Annotated in this window: 18 protein-coding genes and 1 riboswitch; of the genes, 7 read left to right on the top strand and 11 right to left on the bottom strand. The window is 48.0% G+C overall.

Annotated features, from left to right (window positions below):
* Window positions 1-10: 10 nt before the first annotated feature.
* A complete protein-coding gene (locus tag AB6805_RS13285; protein WP_370909906.1) occupies window positions 11-2626 on the top strand; it encodes a DUF4132 domain-containing protein in 2616 nt (871 codons plus the stop codon).
* Between the two features lie 75 nt (window positions 2627-2701).
* Entirely contained in the window at window positions 2702-4294 is a 1593-nt protein-coding gene (locus AB6805_RS13280) for a beta-N-acetylhexosaminidase (protein WP_370909905.1), read from the top strand.
* 42 nt (window positions 4295-4336) lie between these two features.
* Here the strand turns inward: AB6805_RS13280 and AB6805_RS13275 are convergent, their stop codons facing one another.
* Together AB6805_RS13275 and AB6805_RS13270 are read right to left on the bottom strand one after the other, a co-directional pair.
* Window positions 4337-4966 (bottom strand): hypothetical protein, encoded by a 630-nt coding sequence (locus tag AB6805_RS13275; protein WP_370909904.1) that lies wholly within the window; start codon window positions 4964-4966, stop codon window positions 4337-4339.
* Between the two features lie 53 nt (window positions 4967-5019).
* Window positions 5020-5199, bottom strand: coding sequence for a hypothetical protein (locus AB6805_RS13270; RefSeq protein ID WP_370909903.1), 180 nt, complete (start codon window positions 5197-5199; stop codon window positions 5020-5022).
* 264 nt (window positions 5200-5463) lie between these two features.
* Here AB6805_RS13270 and AB6805_RS13265 point away from each other — a divergent pair, with 264 nt between their 5' ends.
* Window positions 5464-5706, top strand: a complete 243-nt coding sequence (locus tag AB6805_RS13265; protein WP_370909902.1) for a hypothetical protein — start codon at window positions 5464-5466, stop codon at window positions 5704-5706.
* 29 nt (window positions 5707-5735) lie between these two features.
* On the opposite strand, the gene AB6805_RS13260 is transcribed toward AB6805_RS13265, so the two are convergent.
* Together AB6805_RS13260 and AB6805_RS13255 are read right to left on the bottom strand one after the other, a co-directional pair.
* Entirely contained in the window at window positions 5736-6599 is an 864-nt protein-coding gene (locus AB6805_RS13260) for a pirin family protein (RefSeq protein ID WP_370909901.1), read from the bottom strand.
* A gap of 10 nt (window positions 6600-6609) precedes the next feature.
* Window positions 6610-7899 (bottom strand): hemolysin family protein, encoded by a 1290-nt coding sequence (locus tag AB6805_RS13255; protein WP_370909900.1) that lies wholly within the window; start codon window positions 7897-7899, stop codon window positions 6610-6612.
* Between the two features lie 210 nt (window positions 7900-8109).
* Here AB6805_RS13255 and AB6805_RS13250 point away from each other — a divergent pair, with 210 nt between their 5' ends.
* Window positions 8110-9069, top strand: a complete 960-nt coding sequence (locus AB6805_RS13250) for a sulfite exporter TauE/SafE family protein (RefSeq protein ID WP_370909899.1) — start codon at window positions 8110-8112, stop codon at window positions 9067-9069.
* Window positions 9070-9078: 9 nt separating this feature from the next.
* Here the strand turns inward: AB6805_RS13250 and AB6805_RS13245 are convergent, their stop codons facing one another.
* Window positions 9079-9405 (bottom strand): NirD/YgiW/YdeI family stress tolerance protein, encoded by a 327-nt coding sequence (locus AB6805_RS13245; RefSeq protein WP_370909898.1) that lies wholly within the window; start codon window positions 9403-9405, stop codon window positions 9079-9081.
* Between the two features lie 99 nt (window positions 9406-9504).
* Between AB6805_RS13245 and AB6805_RS13240 the strand changes: the two genes are divergently transcribed.
* On the top strand, window positions 9505-10716 hold the full coding sequence (locus AB6805_RS13240; protein ID WP_370909897.1) for a dicarboxylate/amino acid:cation symporter: 1212 nt from the start codon (window positions 9505-9507) through the stop codon (window positions 10714-10716).
* Here the strand turns inward: AB6805_RS13240 and AB6805_RS13235 are convergent.
* From AB6805_RS13235 to AB6805_RS13225, 3 genes are all read right to left on the bottom strand, one after another.
* A complete protein-coding gene (locus tag AB6805_RS13235) occupies window positions 10667-11845 on the bottom strand; it encodes a PLP-dependent aspartate aminotransferase family protein (RefSeq protein WP_370909896.1) in 1179 nt (392 codons plus the stop codon). The two genes, AB6805_RS13240 and AB6805_RS13235, sit on opposite strands and share 50 nt — an antisense overlap.
* 150 nt (window positions 11846-11995) lie before the next feature.
* A riboswitch (SAM riboswitch) is annotated at window positions 11996-12109 on the bottom strand.
* A gap of 75 nt (window positions 12110-12184) precedes the next feature.
* Complete coding sequence (locus AB6805_RS13230; RefSeq protein ID WP_370909895.1) at window positions 12185-13129, bottom strand: NAD-dependent epimerase/dehydratase family protein; 945 nt, start codon at window positions 13127-13129, stop codon at window positions 12185-12187.
* 51 nt (window positions 13130-13180) lie between these two features.
* Window positions 13181-14416 (bottom strand): YdcF family protein, encoded by a 1236-nt coding sequence (locus AB6805_RS13225; protein ID WP_370909894.1) that lies wholly within the window; start codon window positions 14414-14416, stop codon window positions 13181-13183.
* Between the two features lie 296 nt (window positions 14417-14712).
* On the opposite strand from AB6805_RS13225, the gene AB6805_RS13220 reads away from it, so the two are divergent.
* Together AB6805_RS13220 and AB6805_RS13215 are read left to right on the top strand one after the other, a co-directional pair.
* Entirely contained in the window at window positions 14713-16830 is a 2118-nt protein-coding gene (locus AB6805_RS13220) for an ATP-binding protein (protein WP_370909893.1), read from the top strand.
* An 8-nt stretch (window positions 16831-16838) separates the two neighbouring features.
* Window positions 16839-17531 carry a uracil-DNA glycosylase family protein gene (locus tag AB6805_RS13215; protein WP_370909892.1) on the top strand — a complete coding sequence of 231 codons (693 nt, stop codon included), beginning with the start codon at window positions 16839-16841 and terminating at the stop codon, window positions 17529-17531.
* An 18-nt stretch (window positions 17532-17549) separates the two neighbouring features.
* Here AB6805_RS13215 and AB6805_RS13210 read toward each other — a convergent pair whose 3' ends face one another.
* Genes AB6805_RS13210 through AB6805_RS13200 form a run of 3 tightly spaced genes read right to left on the bottom strand, consistent with a single transcriptional unit; the run spans window position 17550 to window position 18410 of the window.
* Window positions 17550-17765: a hypothetical protein gene (locus AB6805_RS13210; RefSeq protein WP_370909891.1), complete on the bottom strand. Its 216-nt coding sequence runs from the start codon at window positions 17763-17765 to the stop codon at window positions 17550-17552.
* Between the two features lie 48 nt (window positions 17766-17813).
* The gene (locus tag AB6805_RS13205) at window positions 17814-18098 is read right to left on the bottom strand and encodes a hypothetical protein (protein ID WP_370909890.1); all 285 of its coding nucleotides are present in this window, start codon (window positions 18096-18098) and stop codon (window positions 17814-17816) included.
* A 3-nt stretch (window positions 18099-18101) separates the two neighbouring features.
* On the bottom strand, window positions 18102-18410 hold the full coding sequence (locus tag AB6805_RS13200) for a hypothetical protein (RefSeq protein WP_370909889.1): 309 nt from the start codon (window positions 18408-18410) through the stop codon (window positions 18102-18104).
* Window positions 18411-18795 lie beyond the last annotated feature (385 nt).

Here is an 18795-nt window from a genome sequence, read left to right as displayed (position 1 = left end):
CTATACCCTTATGCCATACAAAAAGGAAACTATACTACCTCTTGTTGAAAAACTGAAACAACTGAATGACTATGAAAACATCGCAGGCACTATACAGTCCGGGGTAGATTTCCTTACAGGGCACACCTATGAAACACCGGTATTTCCCACCGCTGAAACCGCCCGGCAAATGGGACATTTCATCTCCCTGCTGCAAATTCCCGACCATTGGGACGACAACGACCGGCTCATACTAAAGCTGATTTCACCGCCGCTTACCTGGAACGAATGCAGGGAAACCTTCCTGACAACCATCATTCCGATGATGGACATGCCCGGCACCTCCTCCTCCATCGTACTGCGGTTCAGCTATTTTACCAGCTACCTTCAGCAACGGGGCTGTACGCCGGAAGAAATCGGCTCCCTCATGATCAGTTATTCCAGGGACGGCAACAACTTCGACCTTGCACCGCTGAAATTCACGCCCCTGCGTAAATTTCTGCAGGACCTGATCAAAAGCGCGGAACCTCATGTGATCAACGCCTACGTAAACACCTGGCGTAAAAAAGGATGGAACTCCCTCTTCTTCCGGCTTCTTACCAAAGGACACCCGGACCGGGAAATGGAATACCTGGAAAGCATTCTCCTGCTGCCGGAATACCTCCCGGATCAACAGGCCGTGTCCCGCGTATTACTGCAAAACAACCCGGGCAAGTATGAACCGCTGATCGAGAAAACAACTACACAACTGGCCGCACTACCCGATTATGCCGCCGCCGTCAGTGGTTATTATCTTCTCGCCGGTCATCTCCCCGAAAAATATAACCAACGGCTGTTGAAAGCAGCCTGCAATTACCTGGAAAGGCAGGTTGCCGGCCCGTACACACCGGAATCGGGCTACTCAAAGGTAACCGGGAACATACCACCCAACAACATGCCCCCCGGCGTGCTGGCGGTGCGCGGCTTGCTGCACCTCGACCGCCCCGCAGCCGTTCCGTATCTCGCTGGCCTGCTTGCTCAAAAACGGTCCCTCCACCCGGAAGCCTTCCAGGTGCTGGCAGACGAATTACAGGAACAGGCAGCGCCTATGCTGCTGCACGCACTGGAAAATGATTACGACGCCAGAACAATACTCCCGGTGCTCTCCCAGCTGGACAAGGCACTGTATATTGATCAGCTCTGGCCATACACCCTGCATAAACTGAAATCAGTTCGTACGCTCGTTGCCGTTATACTGGCGGAACACCCGCAGGCGCTGGAAAGAGCGGCGGAATTACTGGGGCATAAGAAAGCCGATCAACGCTTAACCGCCGTACAGATCCTGTCTAAACTCGACCATGAGCATGCCCGCGAACTGCTGCAACAGGCACTCCACAAGGAAGTAAACGACGATGCACGCGACCTGATGCTGGAAACACTGGGAGGACATACCCTCACAGATACCGACGACCTGGTGCTCGTTACCAGGCTGGTGATGTTTGCAAAGAAAAGGCACAAACTCTCCAAACCGGCAGAGAAATGGCTGGACGACAAAGCCCTGCCGCCACTCTACCTGCTGGATGGTACGGTGATGACCACCGATATGATGCGCTTCCTTATTTACCGCATGTCGAGGGTAACGGAAGTACACGCCGACGTGGAAGCGAAACCACTGCTGCGTTTGATCGACCGGTCCCGCAGCGGCGACTTTGCCCGCGCACTCTATAAAGCATATGCCGACCAGGGCGGCGACCTGAAGCTAAAGTACCTCATGACCCTCACCGCCCTGCTGGGAGACGACCTGCTGGCCGATACCCTGCGGGAAGACATACAACTCTGGATTACCACCAAACGGCTCAAAATGGCGGAACACGGCGTGGGCGCACTGGCCCTCCATGGCAGCAATAAAGCGCTCCGCGAAGTGGAATTCTTCTCACGCAGGTACCGCTTCCGTAAAGCAGTAGTGGGCGCCGCAGCCCTCCGGGCGCTGGAGCTGACGGCCACTGAAAGAGGTCTCACGCTGCAGGAGCTGATCGATTCAATAGTGCCTGATTTTGGCTTCGATGGCCTGTACAGGTCCTTCGAAGTGAAAGGCGAAACATACCGCGCATTCCTCGACAGTAACTTTAAACCAGCTTATATCAATGATAAGGGCCGCCGCCTGAAAGCGATCCCGGTAGCCACTCCCAGGGAAATCAGGAATGCTTTCAAAGCACTGCCAAAGGAAATGTCCGATACCATCAAAGTACAAACACAGCGACTGGAACTTTTCCTGGAAGAACAAAGAAAATGGAGCGCTGCAAAATGGCAGGCCGTATTCCGGCATAACCCGGTGATGTCCGTTTTCGCCACAAGGCTTGTCTGGGCGTTATTCGATGAAGGCGATCAGCTGATCACCGCCTTCTACTGCGATGAAAACATAACGCCACGGACGCTTAACGGCGACCTGGTTACGCTTCCGGAAAATGCGCAGGTAAGGATATTGCATCCCATTCACCTGGATACAGCGACCCTGCAGCAATGGAAAGATAAATTCAAAGCGCAGCCGGTGTTCCCTCAGCTGGACAGGCCCGTAACCCTGCCGCAAAATTATGCGGTAGAATACGATTATGGCGACGCCTCTATGGAAAACGGATTACCAAGCGGTTATATGGAACAGGAAGGTTAATGGCGCAGTTCTTTTAAATCACGGGATTTTATTGTATTTTTTCACCTTAACCAAGTGAACAATAAAAATCTACGTATGTTAAAACTACGCTCCACACTGGCATTTGCCGGCCTGCTGCTGCTGTCGGTAAGTACCATGCCCCTGCAGGCAATCAATATTATTCCGCAGCCGTCGGAAGTAAAAACATTATCCGGCACATTCTCTTTATCCGGCGCCACTGCCATCATTCCAGGCAAGTGCGCCGGCGAGGCCAACCAGCTGCAACAAGCATTACAGGAAACATATGGCCTCTCTCTCACACTGAAACCTGCTGCCAAAAACAACTACATCCGCTTCTCCCTGGACGCAAAACTGGAAAAGGAATTAGGCAAGGAAGGCTACCAGCTGCAGGTAACGCCTGATAACATCACCATCACCGCGGCAACTTCAACCGGTGTGTTTTATGGTATCCAGTCTTTACGCCAGCTCATTACCGCCAACGGCAGCGCATATACGATTAATGCCGTGTCCATCAAAGACAAGCCCCGCTTCGGCTGGAGGGCGTTTATGCTGGATGAGGGCCGCTACTTCAAAGGCGGCGAAACCGTAAAACACCTGCTGGATGAAATGGCGCTGCTGAAAATGAACGTTTTCCACTGGCACCTCACCGACGACCAGGGCTGGCGCATTGAAATCAAAAAGTATCCACTGCTTACCACTGTGGGCAGCAAACGTGATTCCACCCAATCCGGTACATGGAACAGCAAAGTATACGACGGCAAACCCCACGAAGGGTTTTATACGCAGGAACAGATTAAAGACATTATCAAATACGCGGCAGACAGGCACATTACCATTGTTCCTGAAATAGAAATGCCGGGCCATTCCAGCGCAGCCATTGCTGCTTATCCCTGGCTTGGCACCACACACACGCCTATCAAGGTTCCGGGTAAATTCGGTGTGCACTACGACGTTTTCAATGTGTCTGATCCCAAAGTGATCGCCTTCCTGGAAGATGTGTTGCAGGAAGTGATTGCCCTGTTCCCCTCCAAAGTAATCCATATTGGCGGCGACGAAGTAAAATACGACCAGTGGAAAGCAGATGCCGGGGTGAACGCCTATATGAAAGCCCATAAACTGGGTTCTCCTGCCGACCTGCAGATTGCTTTCACCAATAATATCTCCAACTACCTGGCAGGCAAAAAACGCCGTATGGCCGGCTGGAATGAAATTATGGGCACAAAACTGCATGAGTTCACTGATAGCAAAGATGTTTCCGCAACGGAAAAACTCGCAGCCGGTACCATTGTGCAATTCTGGAAAGGGGAGCTGAAACTGATCACCGATGCGGTGTCCAAAGGATACGACGTGATCAACTCCTATCACGCCATGACGTACCTGGATTACAGCTACAAGGAAATATCACTGGAAAAAGCCTACAGCTTTGATCCCATCCCGGAAGGCCTTGATCCGAAGTTCCACAGCAAAATACTGGGTAGTGGCTGCCAGATGTGGGGCGAATGGATTCCGGATGTAAAAACAATGAACCACCAGGTGTTTCCCCGCCTGGCGGCTTATGCGGAAGATGGCTGGACCATTCCCGCCAATAAAAACTTCACACAGTTCTCCGACGCACTGCAATACTTCTATACCCGCTGGGATAAGGAAGGTATTCAGTACAATAAATAATTGTATAAAAGCTATTGCAGCCTGGTATGGCTGCAATAGCCTTTATTTCGCCGGCACCAGCTTCAGGGTGTCGCCTGCCTTTTGCAGGTGATAAATGATAATCCCTTTGGTGTTTGCAGTTAACGCATCAGGATCACCTTCCCTGAACGCCGGAAAAGTACGTACCAGCGTTTTCTCTTTTATAAAAAATGTATCCTGTCCCCTGTAATCCTTTTGCTGCATGGTATCCAGGGAGAAGGTATTAATCCTTGTAACCTTAGGCCGTCCTATTTCAAAAGCATAGATCTTACCAAACCGGCCGGTACCCTCCGATAACATTTGCAGGTAAAGCTCCGGTTTACCGTTTCCATCCAGGTCTGCGATCATCATATTTTTCAGCTGCCCTTTCACGTCATGCTCAATGGTGCTGTCCGCCTGTGTAGAATCCTTTTTGCTGCCTACCGCCAGGATAAGATCCCGCATACTGCCGGTACCGGTGGCAATCGCCGAAATGCGGTAATCCCCGTAGGTGGTATCTAACGATATGCTTTCCGATTTTTCTTCCGGCACGCCCTGAACCGGTGCATTGGCCGAATCTTTGGCTGCCCGCTCCTGTTCATTCTGCATCGGGCTGTTACATGCGGTGCAAATTACCACCGCTAACAGCGATAACCTGAAAAATATATGATCCATATGCTGCTGATTTAAAAGCCCGGCGGCCGGTTAGCGGCCGGAACTGCCTGTCATCAATGCTTTTTATGTTTGTTAGCTTTGGTGTCTTTGCTGTTGTGCGTGGTGTCGCTGCCTTTATAATCCTGTTCTTCATTTTTCCTGCTGTCAAGATTATCCCTGATTTCGGGACGTGGCATATTGGAAAAAGACTGTTGTTTACTTTGCCGGGTGTTCTCATTTCTGGTGCCTTTCATAAGATAAATTTTTGGTGAACAATATCTTAAGCGCCACAAAAGCAGTGCCTCACGTTCTTCCGCCCGTCCATAGGGGTATACGGTATGGGATAACGTGTCTATCACTCCACTGTTTGACGTGCAATATCCACAGTAAAAACGGGGAACAAATAACGCAACGATAAGATAACTGAAATATTGTCAGCAGCTTACATCAACAGTGCTCTGCCGCTGGAAAGGGCGCATGATATCTGCTTATTAATACCTGAACAAATTTATTTTTTTATGAAAAACCTACCAGCTACCATCGGCCTTATAAGCACGCTTACCCTCCTCTTTTTCTTCAGGGGTACTCCGGACAAAGCACAGGCGGCTCCGGTAAAGCCAGCTCAGATTGATCAGATTGAAGTATTTGCACAGGACACTTTTCCGCCTAAGCCAATGGATACCGTCATGAAACACAAGAAGAAAAAAGATAAGAAAGGAGATACTTCCTGGCCACAGAAAAGAGATACTTTATTCAGATGATTTTAGCGGAGGGGAATCTCCCCTCCTTTTTATTGTTCGAGGGTACCAAATAACCCATTCTTATAATCCTGTATTGCCTGCTCCGTTTCTTCCGCAGTGTTCATTACAAAATTATCTTTTGCCGCCACGGATTCATTGATCGGCTCTGCGCAAAGGTATAACAGGCGGGTATTTTCAAGTGCTGAAATATGAATGTCCGGTTGCTCATCATCCTTATCAAACACCACCAGGTGATAGCCTGATACAGCGGTTCCATTCACTTCTATTTTTCCATCCACTACATATAACAACGTCCAGTACCCACGTGTAGCCGTAAGCGTTACAGCTTTTCCTGCTTCCACATTTCCCCAGATGGCGGTGATGGGCGTAAAGTTTTTTAACGGCCCGGTTTTACCTTCATAATCGCCGCCCACCAGCGTGAGGTGCACGCCTTCTTTTACCGCTACTGCGGGCATTTCTGTTCCTTTGATATACTGGTACCAGGGATCTTCTGCTTTATGCGCTGCAGGCACATTAAACCAGAGCTGCAATAGTTCATAGTGGCCCCCTTTCTTCAGAAATTCTTCCGACGGGCCTTCACTATGCAAAATGCCCTTCCCGGCAAACATCCATTGTACGTCGCCCGCGGTAACGGTCATGGCATTACCGGCATTATCGCGGTGATATCCCTGCCCCTGCAGCATAAAGGTAACCGGTGCAAATCCGCGATGTGGATGCGGATGCAGCCTGTCTTCCGGCGATCCCGGCGCAAAATACTTTGCCGGCATATGATGCACCACAATAAACGGGTTGGCAAACCGGAACTGCATGGTAGGCAGCGATTGTCTTACGACTTCCGTATCTGTAATATGTTTTTCGCGTCCTTCAAGGACGTGGAGGATTTTCTTCTCCATAAAAATTATTTTATCGGATCAGTTTTAATCTGGCTTTTTCCACGGAGCTGCGGAACATTTTCAGGATCAGTACTTCATAATTTTCAATGATGATCACTTCTCCTTCCCTCGGAATATTTCCATGGATGTAGTTGATTAAACCCGAAAGGGTTTCATAATGTTCACTTTCCGGCAGGGGATCGGGTAATAATTCATTGATATCTGCCAGGTATTCATGCGCATCTACAATAAAATTATCATCTTTCTGCTCTACAATCGGCGTTTCATGGTCATGTTCATCCTGTATGTCGCCTACCAGTTCCTCCAGGATATCTTCCATGGTAACAATTCCCTCTGTATCGCCAAATTCGTTGGTCACTACCGCCATTTGCAGGCGTTGTCCCTGGAAGGTACGCAGCAGGTCTTTTATTTTCATGCTGTCCGGCACATAAAATACCGGCTTCATGATATCCTTAATATTATGCAATGTTTTTTCATGCACGCCTTTCACCACATCTTTGGTATACACCACGCCTTTCAGTTCATCGAGCGAACCGCTGGATACGGGGTACCTGGAGTAACCATCCCTGATCACCTGGTCTATCAGCTGATCCAGCGGGAGGTTGATGTCGAGGGAGGATATGTCTTTCCGGTGGGTGAGGATTTCCTTTACGCGGCTGTCGTCGAACATAAATACATTCTGGATCAGTTCCCGTTCGGTTTCCTCGATAGCGCCACCTTCCTGGCTTTCAGAAATGATCAGCTTCAGTTCTTCTTCCGAATGGATTTCTGATTCCCCGGCCGGTTTAATACCCATAAGGCGGAGAATACTGTTGGCCAACCCGTTGAGCAGCCATATAAAAGGACGGAAAATCACAAACAGCGCCCGCAGCGGGATAGCTACCACCAGCGTGGTGGGCAGCGGTTTACGGATAGCCATTGATTTGGGAGCCAGCTCCCCGAAAACGATATGCAGGATGGTAATAATAGTGAAAGCAACGGCTACGGCAATTACATGGGTAGCGGCCATTGAAATGGTAACACCGAGACTTTCCATCAGCCGGAGTACGATGGCCGTCATCACCGATTCACCTACCCAGCCAAGTCCCAGTGAAGCCAGGGTAATTCCCAGCTGTGTGGCCGCCAGGTACCCGTCCAGGTTATTCAGGATGCTTTTGGCGGCGGCGGTAGCTCTTTTGCCGGTCAAACCGCCTTTACTGTTGATTTGGGAGGAACGTACTTTAACAATGGCAAATTCTGCCGCAACAAAGAATCCGTTTAATAATACTAATATAATTGTCCAGAAGAGTTGCCAAAGCATGTAGTTGTTAAATTGGTTCGCAACCCCAAATATAGGTAAATCAATTTTTATACGTTCGGGTATTTTGAAGAATTACAGATTATAAATTAAAATTCCGGGAGATATATTCCGGATTTTACCTTCCTGATATGCAATTTTTTTCAATCAGTCTACTTATTTCATAGAGTTTATGTATTTTGTGGGGAATTAAGGCTGGCACATTATTAAAAAATGGAGAAAGAACTTACTACCCTTGCTGCACCTGCAGTTCCGGACACAAACGAATCAAATGCTGCAACGCCGCAGGAAAGCGTCAACTTTAGAAAACAGCGCTGGATTTATGGTATAGCAGGCATCCTCATACTGGGCGTTATCCTGGGTGTGGCGTGGTGGCAATCGCCCGATTTCCGCACGTATATAGAAGACGTACCTCCTACTTTTTACTATTTCCTCATAGCCGGGTTTATCTTCGCCATGATCGACGGCGCCATCGGTATGTCTTACGGCATTACCTCCACTACTTTTTCCCTGTCGATGGGCATTCCGCCTGCATCGGCGAGTACGGCGGTGCATATTTCGGAGATCCTCAGTTGCGGCATTGCCGGCTGGATGCATATGCGGATGGGAAATGTCAATAAAAAACTATTCAAACTACTCATATTACCGGGTATTGCCGGCGCTGTGATAGGGGCTTACCTCTTATCGTCGCTGGAACATTACGCACAATACACCAAACCGGTAGTATCGCTGTATACGCTGATTCTCGGCACCGTCATCCTGATGAGAGCCATTAATGCGCAGCGCAAAAAACACGCAGCTAAAAAAATTAAGCGAATAGGCCTGCTGGGCTTCGGTGGCGGATTTATAGACGCTATCGGTGGCGGCGGCTGGGGTTCTATTGTATTGTCGTCCCTGATTGCCGGCGGCCGGCATCCCCGTTTTTCGCTGGGCACGGTAAAGGCTACCCGCTTTTTTATCGCCATGCTTAGTTCCCTCACGTTTGTAACGGTGTTGTATCACGTACACTGGGATGCCGTACTCGGCCTCGTAATAGGCAGCGCCATCGCCTCTCCTATCGCGGCAAAAGTATCCAATAAGATTTCTGCTAAAACTATTATGGTAGCGGTGGCGATCATTGTGATCCTGGCAAGTATGAGGAGCATCTATATGTTTGTAGCCAAAATCATATAGCCGTAGCCGTTAATCGTTGCTTACCTGCTGGTTTACCTTTAAAGTAATGGGCTTGTTGACTTCGTATTCCACCAGCGCCTTAATAGTGATCTCTTCCCGGTCGCTGAACGGCCGTTGCGGGAGGAACTTAGGATCTATATCCACCTGGATTTCGGCGGTACGGTCTTCAAAAAGATAAGTATTGCCACGCAGCTTTTTGGTGATGTAACCGGTCACCTTAACAGCGATGCTGTCGTTGTGCAGTTGCCGGGCATTGCGCATCACCTCTCCGACGGTGTAAGTTCGTTCCTGCAGAGCGAACAGGGGAAGCAACAAACATAGCATCCAGCTTTTCATGATAAATATATTGGTTTGCTAACACCATAAACAATAATCATGGCAGATTGTTCACCGAACAGATACATTTGGTTATCTTGTAAATCATAAACTTCAGGTATGGGATTCCTCAAAACGTACAGCAGTATGTTCTGGTTACTGGCAGGCATCATTGCCGGCAGTATTGCCGGGCTGATATTGGGTGAGCGTGTAGCCGTTATCAAACCACTGGGCGATGTATTTCTGAACCTGCTGTTTACAGCCATCATACCACTGGTATTTTTTGCGATCTCGTCCGCCATTGCCAATATAGAAGCCGGGCATAAGCTGGGCCGTATTCTCGGTGTGATGTCGCTGGTATTCCTTGGCACCGTTCTCATCTCTGCCTTTCTTACTATTGTGGCCGTATGGATATTTCCCATCCACCAGCAGGTAACGCTTACAAAAGATGTGAACCTGGAACAGCCGGGCAACTGGGGCGAGCAGGCAGTACGGCTGCTCACTGTGAATGAATTTTATGAGTTGCTGTCGCGTAAAAATATGCTGCCCTTCCTTATTTTCTCCGGCCTGGTGGGCTTTGCAGCCATGCGTACGGGAGAGAAAGGCGCTGCTTTCCGCGGATTTCTGCAGTCGGGCAACGAGGTGATGAAAGATATCCTTACGCTTATCATGAAACTGGGCCCTATCGGGCTGGGCGCCTACTTCGCTTACCAGGTGGGCACTGTAGGGCCGCAACTGTTTGGCTCCTATGCACACTCCCTCGGTATTTACTACGGCTTTGGCGTTGTATATTTTATTGTTGGCTTCAGCGCGTACGCATTTGTTGCCGGCGGTATACCGGGTATGAAAATTTTCTGGAAGAATAATATTGTACCTACCCTTACTGCGGTTGGTACCGGCAGCAGCATCGCTACTATTCCGGCTAATCTCCAGGCAGTTGAGCGGATGGGTGTTCCACGCGATATTGGCAACGTGGTAGTGCCATTGGGCGCTACCCTGCATAAAGACGGCTCCAGCATTTCTTCTATCATAAAAATGGCCGTGGTATTTGCCATGTTCGGCAAGGGCTTCGACAGCGTCCCCATCATTTTAATGGCACTAGGCGTTACCGTTATAGCCAGCATTGTGGAAGGCGGTATTCCTAATGGTGGCTACATTGGCGAACTGCTGGTGATGAGCATCTACGGGTTTCCCATAGAAGCGCTCCCGCCGCTGATGATCATAGGCACGCTGGTAGATCCGCTGGCTACAATCCTCAATGCGACGGGCGACAATGTTGCGGCTATGCTGACAACACGTTTTCTGCGGGGGCGGGCGCCGGCAGTTTTGTAAACGCCTGCTCCAGGTCGGCCAGCAGATCAGCGGTTTCTTCAAGTCCTACTGATAACCGGATCAGGCTATCGCTTACGCCTGCTGCCCTTCTCTTTTCTGCGGGAATGGATTTATGGGTCATGGCCGCGGGATGACACAATAAACTTTTGATGCCCCCAAGGCTTTCTGCCAGTTTAAAGTAATGCGTAGCTGTAACAAACGCAGTTGCCGCTTCGGCCCTGTCATCTTTCAATGTAAAAGATATGATTCCTCCAAACCCTTTACTCTGCTGCTTTGCCAGCTCATGGCCCGGATGCGATGGCAATCCCGGGTAAAACACTTTATCTACTGCCGGGTGTTTTTCCAGGTATTCCGCCAGCGCCTGCGCATTAATGCCATGTTGCTTAATACGCAAGTGCAATGTTTCAATACCACGTATCAGCAGGAAGCTGTCGAACGGGGAAAGAATGGCGCCGCAGGCATTCTGATAAAATTTAATCTCCTCTCCCAGCTGCAAGGTTTTAGCCACTACCACGCCCGCAATCAGGTCGCTGTGGCCGCCCAGGTACTTGGTAGCGCTGTGGATCACCAGGTCGGCGCCCAGCTGCAGCGGCTTTTGCAGCACGGGGGAGGCAAAGGTATTGTCTACACAAAACAAACAGCTATGCGCTTTTGCAATGCGGCCTATAGCCGCAATATCTGAAATCTTCAGCGTTGGATTAGTGGGTGTTTCCAGCCAGATCAGGCGCGTGGCCGGCGTGATGGCGTTGAATACCGCCTGTGTATCAGAGGTATCTACATAGTTTACTTTGATACCAAACTTCTCATATACTTTATTAAACAGCCGGAAGGCGCCGCCGTAAATATCATCTACCGCCACAATTTCATCGCCTGATTTCAGAAGCTTGATCACCGCGTCGATCGCTGCCAGGCCGCTGGCAAAAGCAGATGCAGTAGCGCCGCCTTCCAGTTTGGCAATGATCTTTTCTGCGGTTTCACGGGTAGGATTATTTGACCGCGCATAATCATACCCTTTATTTACACCGGGTGCTGTTTGCACAAAAGTAGACGTCTGGTAAATAGGAACTGCAATAGCGCCTGTTTGCGGATCTACGGGAATAGAATGGATCAGTTCTGTGATAGTGCTCATCTTTGTTTGATTTTTAGTTTGATGAAAAATTGGTTAAACAGGTCCGTTAAATGAGCATATCAAAAAGGTGGGAGCATAAAAAAAACTCACCTGGGAGCCAGATGAGTTTTCTATTATCGTAAGAATAATATCATGTAAAACTATTGATCTGACTTATCTTTCCTGGTCCGTAAACCGGGATGGATGCAGCACCTTTCACTGTTTGCACAGTGATGGTTGCTAAGGTATCGTCGGGCCATGTCCCTCCTCCTTTCTTGATAAGCTATTTAAAGAACTGGTGCAAAGATAAGACAGAAAAAATAACTTCCAAATTTATTTTCCTACTAAATCAGTAGACTATTATTTATGTGCCAGTGTTAAACGGATTCCTTCTTCATAAGAAGTAGGTTTCACCTTAAAGTGCTGTTCAAACTTTGTAGAGTCGAAGATATAAGGATAGTTACTCTGGTACAGCATTTCCTTCATTTCCCGGATTGTGGTATCAAACAGTCCCGAGAGGGTCAGCATAAAACTGCCCAGCTTCATATATTTAGGTTTCACCCCCATCTGGGTGGCAATTATATTTATATATCCGTTACCGTCCGGCGCCGGGTTGGCGGTAGGCAGGTGCCATACCTGGTTCCAGGAAGTATCGTCCTGTGAAAGAAGGTACAATCCTTTGGCGGCATCGGGTGTAAAAGTGTAGCTATGTGTCTGATCGTCTTTTCCAAGCCACATGGCATTGCTGTTCTTCCGGAACTTATCGATGATCAGCAGGTTCAGGAAGCCGGTTTTATCGGCGCCTGGTCCGTAGAAGTCGGCCGCCCTTGCAATGGTGGCCGTAAGGCCACCGGTCTTTACCTCGTTCATTAACTGGGTTGCAATAGCTGCGCGGATCGTTCCTTTCTTACTGGAAGGATGATACGGCGTATCTTCTTTCATGGGTCCGTTTACTAACCCATAAGAATATACGTTGTCGAAGAAAATAAGCTTCGCACCGGCTTCCTTGCAGGCGTTAATTACATTGGTCATGATCTTTGGCCATGCATCAGACCACACCTTGATATTATATTGGAGACCGGCCGTAAGAAATACGATGGCGCTGCCTTTCACGGCGTTCTTAGTTTGCGCGGCATCGGTAATATCGGCCGGCACCAGGTCGGTGATGCCTTCAATGGATTTTGGCGACCGGCTTACGAGGCGTACCCGTTTCTGATGACGCACCAGTTCGGCTGCCAATTCGTTAGCAATAATACCTCCTGCACCGAGGATTGTATATAAGGGCTGGACAGAAGCATCAGACATAATGAGGATGTATTTATAAAGTAGACGAATAAATGAATCAGATATTTTATTTCAGGGATCCAATGGATCAAACACATTTACCTGCAACGACCGCAGATCCGGCAGGAACGATAAAAAGTAAAGGTCGGCCTGTTTGATATCTGCCGCAGGCATATATCCCAGCTCTGTGGTACAACGTTGGGTGAACATCGGGCTGTTCACATAGGCAACGTGCATCACATCAGACACGCACATCATTCTTTTGTCGACCGGTATGCCGCTCTGCCACACGATCCTCACGGCATTACGCACGTTGGTGGTGGTGTGGCGGGCATACGGGTCTACCATCACCGCCGAAGCGGGGATCTTCAGTTCATTTACCAGGTATTTCCTCATTTCCACTGCCTCGGAATATTGGGTGCCTACCGGCCTTACATGACCGCCGGATACAATAATAAAGGGCGCCATTCCTTTACGATACAATTCCGCACCGGTACGGCAGCGGCTTTTACCGGTTTCACTGATAGCCTCCTTTGCCACCGGGCTTGCTCCCAGGATAAGCATGGCGGTGTAGGGATATTTGTTCCAGTCTGTTTTCTTTATTTGTTTATAAGCATCCCGGTTGGTATCAGATAATGGTTCATAACGCACGGCTTCATCGCGGCGGTTCAGCGTCAGTAATTCCAGGGCCACGTGCAGCGACGGCTGGAAGAACAGGTCCGGCTTCTTTTTCCCCACCTCTTCAATTACATGTTGTACCATTGCCCTGTAAGCGGGCGACATCACGTAATAAGTGGCCGAGTCAATCACGGGGTAGCGGAGTCCTTTTCCGTTCGTATAGGCATTAAGGATATAGTTCATACCATCGGCGGCATCCTTCCAGGCAAGGGAGAGCAATACCGGGTCCGTTTTCCCGGCATATAACTGGAATAAGCCACTACTGCGCATTTCACTTACCAGTCGTTCCATTTCCTTTGGATGCTGCTGTAATAAAGTAATAAAAGCGCTGCTCACTTTACTGATGGTATTACCGGCAAACTGCAACGGAGCGGTAAGATCACCGCTACTCACGGGATGGGTTACACGCTGTGTGTATTCATCCCGCAACGCGGTAAGGGTGCTATCCTTATTTATCAGCTGCGGTACACCAGGCACACGCTCCAGCAATGTAAACAGGTAAAAGATCCTGTCCTGCAGGGCACTGGTTCCTTTGTAAAATTTGTAATTCGGGTCCGGTGAAACAGGTTGACCAAAAACAAAAGGCAAGCATACGAGGAGTAACAGACCGGTAAGAAAACAGTTTTTCATCAAAAGCAGGTATTACAGCAACAATAATACAAAAGGAAAAGGGAACTTTATCTTCTCCCTAAAATATAATACATATTTTATATACCAATATTAAAACCTTAAAGTTTGCCCCCATATGAAAGTTTTAATAGGTAAAAATATATAATGTATTAATTATAATTATACATAGGAAACTCAGCAGAAAATACATACCTATTCTTTTAGTTTTTCATTGATTATCTATTAGTTAGGGAACGTAAAATCATTATTTTCGTCGCGGTTTTGCCACCACGCCGACGTTCCAATCATATGTAACAATGTATACAACCCACGAGAAAAAGACCTTTGTACGTTATGCTGTGCTAACGATAATGGTGATTGTTTTGATGACCTTTTTCATGATCATCTCATTAAGAAAAAAAGAGTCAGCACAGTTAAGCATCGTTGTTAAAGACCTGATAGCTACTAAAACTGATGTAGGTCATATTGACCAGGCAGTGCAGCTGTTGTACGCAGCAGACAATAACTTCCGTGTATATACGCTCACTTACGACAAGCATTACCTGAATGCTTATGTGGGCCAGTTGACCAGTATTACTGCGCACCTGGACAGCGCCGTGAGCTCCGCTAAAAATGAAAGGCAGATGCATGCGCTGCTGGCGGACAAAGTAAAGAAGTCGCAGCTGTACCTGCAGACACGCCTATACGTAGATTCATTGCTACAGCTATCGCAGGTATGGGACACTGCCACCCACCCCCTCCCCCTGCAGCAACTGAGTAACATTAAAATACCGGCGCCCAACATAAAGGCCGACACGATTATAACTACGGAAACGGCCACCGCAAAGGGTCGCAAGAAACTACTGGGCCGCATCAAAGACGCGATCAGCAATAAATCGCAGGTACAGCAAACCAGCCAGCAGGTGAAAATCGTTCAATACGACGCACCAAAGGATGGCAAAGCCTTTTCAAAAGATCAGCTGTCAAAGATCCAGGCCGCCTATAACAAGTTTATAAAAGATGCCACCGAAAGTCATAATAACCTGAAGCAAAAAGAATACGCCCTCGTTATTGCCAACGAGCGGCTGTTCTCCGAATTGCTTCACCTCATGGCAAACCTGAAACAGGACATCGTGGCGGAAACCGATAAGAGGCGGCTTCAACTGGGTCACGATATCGATCATTCCCTCTACAAGCTGGACAAGCATAATTACTGGGAGATTCCGCTCATCCTGCTACTGGCAGCGATTATTATATATGGTATTGTCCGTTTATACCGCTATGACCTGGCGTTGTTAAGGGCTAAGCAACAGGCTGAAAAGTTTGCTCAACAGAAAAGCGACTTTGCAGCGACGATCAGTCATGAAATACGCACACCGGTACAGTCGGTGCTCGGCTATACGCACCTGCTGGAACGCGATACAACGCCCGAAACGGTGGCGGCTATACGTCACTCTGCAGAAATGCTGCTACAGGTAGTGAATAACGTGCTCGACTACACGCGGATGGAATCTGCAGAACCTATATTAAGAGAAGAGAAGTTTGCTCCCCGTACTGCTATTGAAGAAGTATGCAATACACTGGCCGTACAGGCAGCCATGAAGTCGCTCACGCTGGAGGTAAACATCTACTTCCCCAGCACTTTAATTGTGGTGGGCGATGCCTTCCGCCTGAAACAGGTGTTGATTAACCTGGTAGCCAATGCCATTAAGTTCACAGAAAAGGGCGGCATTACGGTAACCGCGCACATACGTGACAACAACTTATTACAGGTAAGCGTAAAAGATACGGGTGTAGGTATTTCGCATAAAGAACTACCTTTGGTGTTCGAGGCCTTCTCCCAGGGAAATAACCATTATCATAAGGGAAGCGGATTGGGATTACATATTTCCAAGAAGATCATCGACCTGCACAACGGAAAGATACATGTGGAAAGCCTTGCAGGAAAAGGCTCCACTTTTTATTTTGAAATCAGGTATAAGCTGATGACCCCATCACCTGTTACCAAAAAAATTATTGTCCCTGTGAATAATACATCTACAAACGCAACTATTCCGGCGGGTATCCGGTTACTGGTGGTAGAGGACAGTATCCTCAACCAGAAACTGCTGGCCCTGATGCTGGACAGAATGCAGGCTTCCTACCTGATTGTTTCTTCAGCAGAAGAAGCACTGGAAGTATACCATCGTGAAGCATTCGATTTTGTACTGACCGACATTGACCTCCCCGGCATTGATGGACTGATGCTGACCAACATGATCCGGGAATTACCTGACAAGAAGAAAGCGTCAGTAACCATTATTGCCATCACCGGTAATGTTATGGAAGATGATATTGAGCTGTATCTCCGTTCAGGTTTAAATGATTACATCATGAAGCCTTACCGCGAAGAAGACATCCTGGAAAAAATTACCAGGCATCATCAAATGGCGTAAATTGCGGAATGACTATCGCCGATCAGATCATTAGTTTCAACAGCCAGCTGCATTTCCCGGGCAAGTTGCCCGCAGGTATACGTGTGATGAACCCTTTCCGGGAAGGCCCCGGTATCATGGATATCATGACACAGTTCTACAAAAAATTTTATAACGATAAACAGCCACGCCAACTGATCCTTGGCATTAACCCCGGCCGGCTGGGATCGGGATCTACCGGCGTACCTTTTACGGATACTAAACGTATGTGGGATAAGTGCGGCATTGAAATTACCGGGCTTAAAACACACGAACCTTCTTCTGTATTTGTGTATGATGTAATAGAGGCCTATGGTGGAGTGAAAAAGTTTTACCAGCAGTTTTATATCAGCTCTGTTTGTCCGCTCGGGTTTACCTCCCTTCAACCTGGCGGGAAGGAAATAAATTACAATTACTACGACAGCGCCGCTTTAACAAAAGCCGCCTATCCTTTTATCGTGAGCAGTTTAAAAGAGCAATTGCAGTGGAATATCAGTCGTGAGGTATGCTATTGTATGGGGACAGGGAAGAATGCCGCGTTCCTGCAGGCATTAAATGAAAAGGAGAAATTCTTCAAGGCGATTATCCCGCTGGAACATCCCCGCTTTGTAATGCAGTACAAATCCAAAACGAAGTCGCAGTATATCGACAAATACCTCACAGCTTTTGAGGAACACCCGTAACCCCAATCTGTGGAATTTTTACGCCGTCTGAACCGCGATCTGGTCTGCAATGTTGTTCAGCAGTCCCATGTTTAAACGACGGCCATTGTCTGTAGCGCCTGGTGCACGTACATATCCGTCTTCGTCTTTCTCCATCATTACCTCTTCCCCGTCTACGTCTACCAGAAAGCGTTCAGCTGAAGAGGGCTTTACATAAAAGCGGCCTCCGGAAGTTTTAATCATAAATGCGTTCATAAGATTCTTTTTTTCTAAAGAACTTACGCAAACCACGGACCAGCTATGTCAGGACAAAAAATAAAAATATTGATTCCAGATCAGTTCAAATTCTGCCTGGGAAATTAGTTCCGGAATAAATTGCCTGTCTTCCATGATTTCTTCCAGGCCGGGCATTACCTGATCGGACAAGGCGGTGCCGCCGAAATGAAAATTGCTGCAGGCGATGCCGAAGCTTCCATCCGGGTAGATTTCAATTTTCCTGTTTTCGAAACGCTGCGAATCTATCTCACTGTATAGGTATACCGGTTCGTCTTCAAAATGATGAAGCCAAGATACTTTGAGATACTCCATTTTTTAGATTTTTACAAGACGGCAATCCCAGGTATCTTTGGGTTGTTCCTGTACCGGATCGGGCGTTACCACGCCGGTGATCTGGTAGATATTGCCTTCTTCATGCAACCGGTCGCCAATCTGAGGGGTCAGGTCGTATTTAAAGCGGATGGTGGCAATGATACCGAAAGACTTGTAACTATGAATTTTTATGATACTCGCAGACCTTACAGGTAAAAGCAATTCGGCCTTTTTGCGATTACGACTCCTGTACATGGAGATCATCGCCCATAATGCCAGGGCAAACAAAAGGCTAAGGAGCAGCAGATTCACGGTTTTGATCAGGTTTAGGTTGAATAATATATTATAGTCGAATGGTACCTCCTGTTGGCATAAAGCAGGTACTACTACAATATAGTGAATTTAACACATGTAAACAATTTTTTTTACAAGGCGGGGTTGCGCCCTCCGGCGGGGAGGTATGGAGAATGCTTGTATATATGTTACTTCCGGGATACTTCTGCTATGCTTCAAACCTGCGTATACCTTGGATAACCCATGCGGTATTAATACTGTCAGCATGGACTTCTAATGCACTTCCAATGCACTCGTCATGCACTCCCCATGCACTCCCCATGCACTCTGTCTCGTCCTAATATAGCTATACAGTTGAAGAAATAATCCTGAATCTGTTTTACAGAGATACATATAATCCTGA

The organism is Chitinophaga sp. RCC_12 (genome assembly GCF_041360695.1).
GTDB lineage: Bacteria > Bacteroidota > Bacteroidia > Chitinophagales > Chitinophagaceae > Chitinophaga.
Note: the sequence above shows the minus strand (reverse complement) of the source record. Positions and strands in the feature narration are given on the sequence as shown.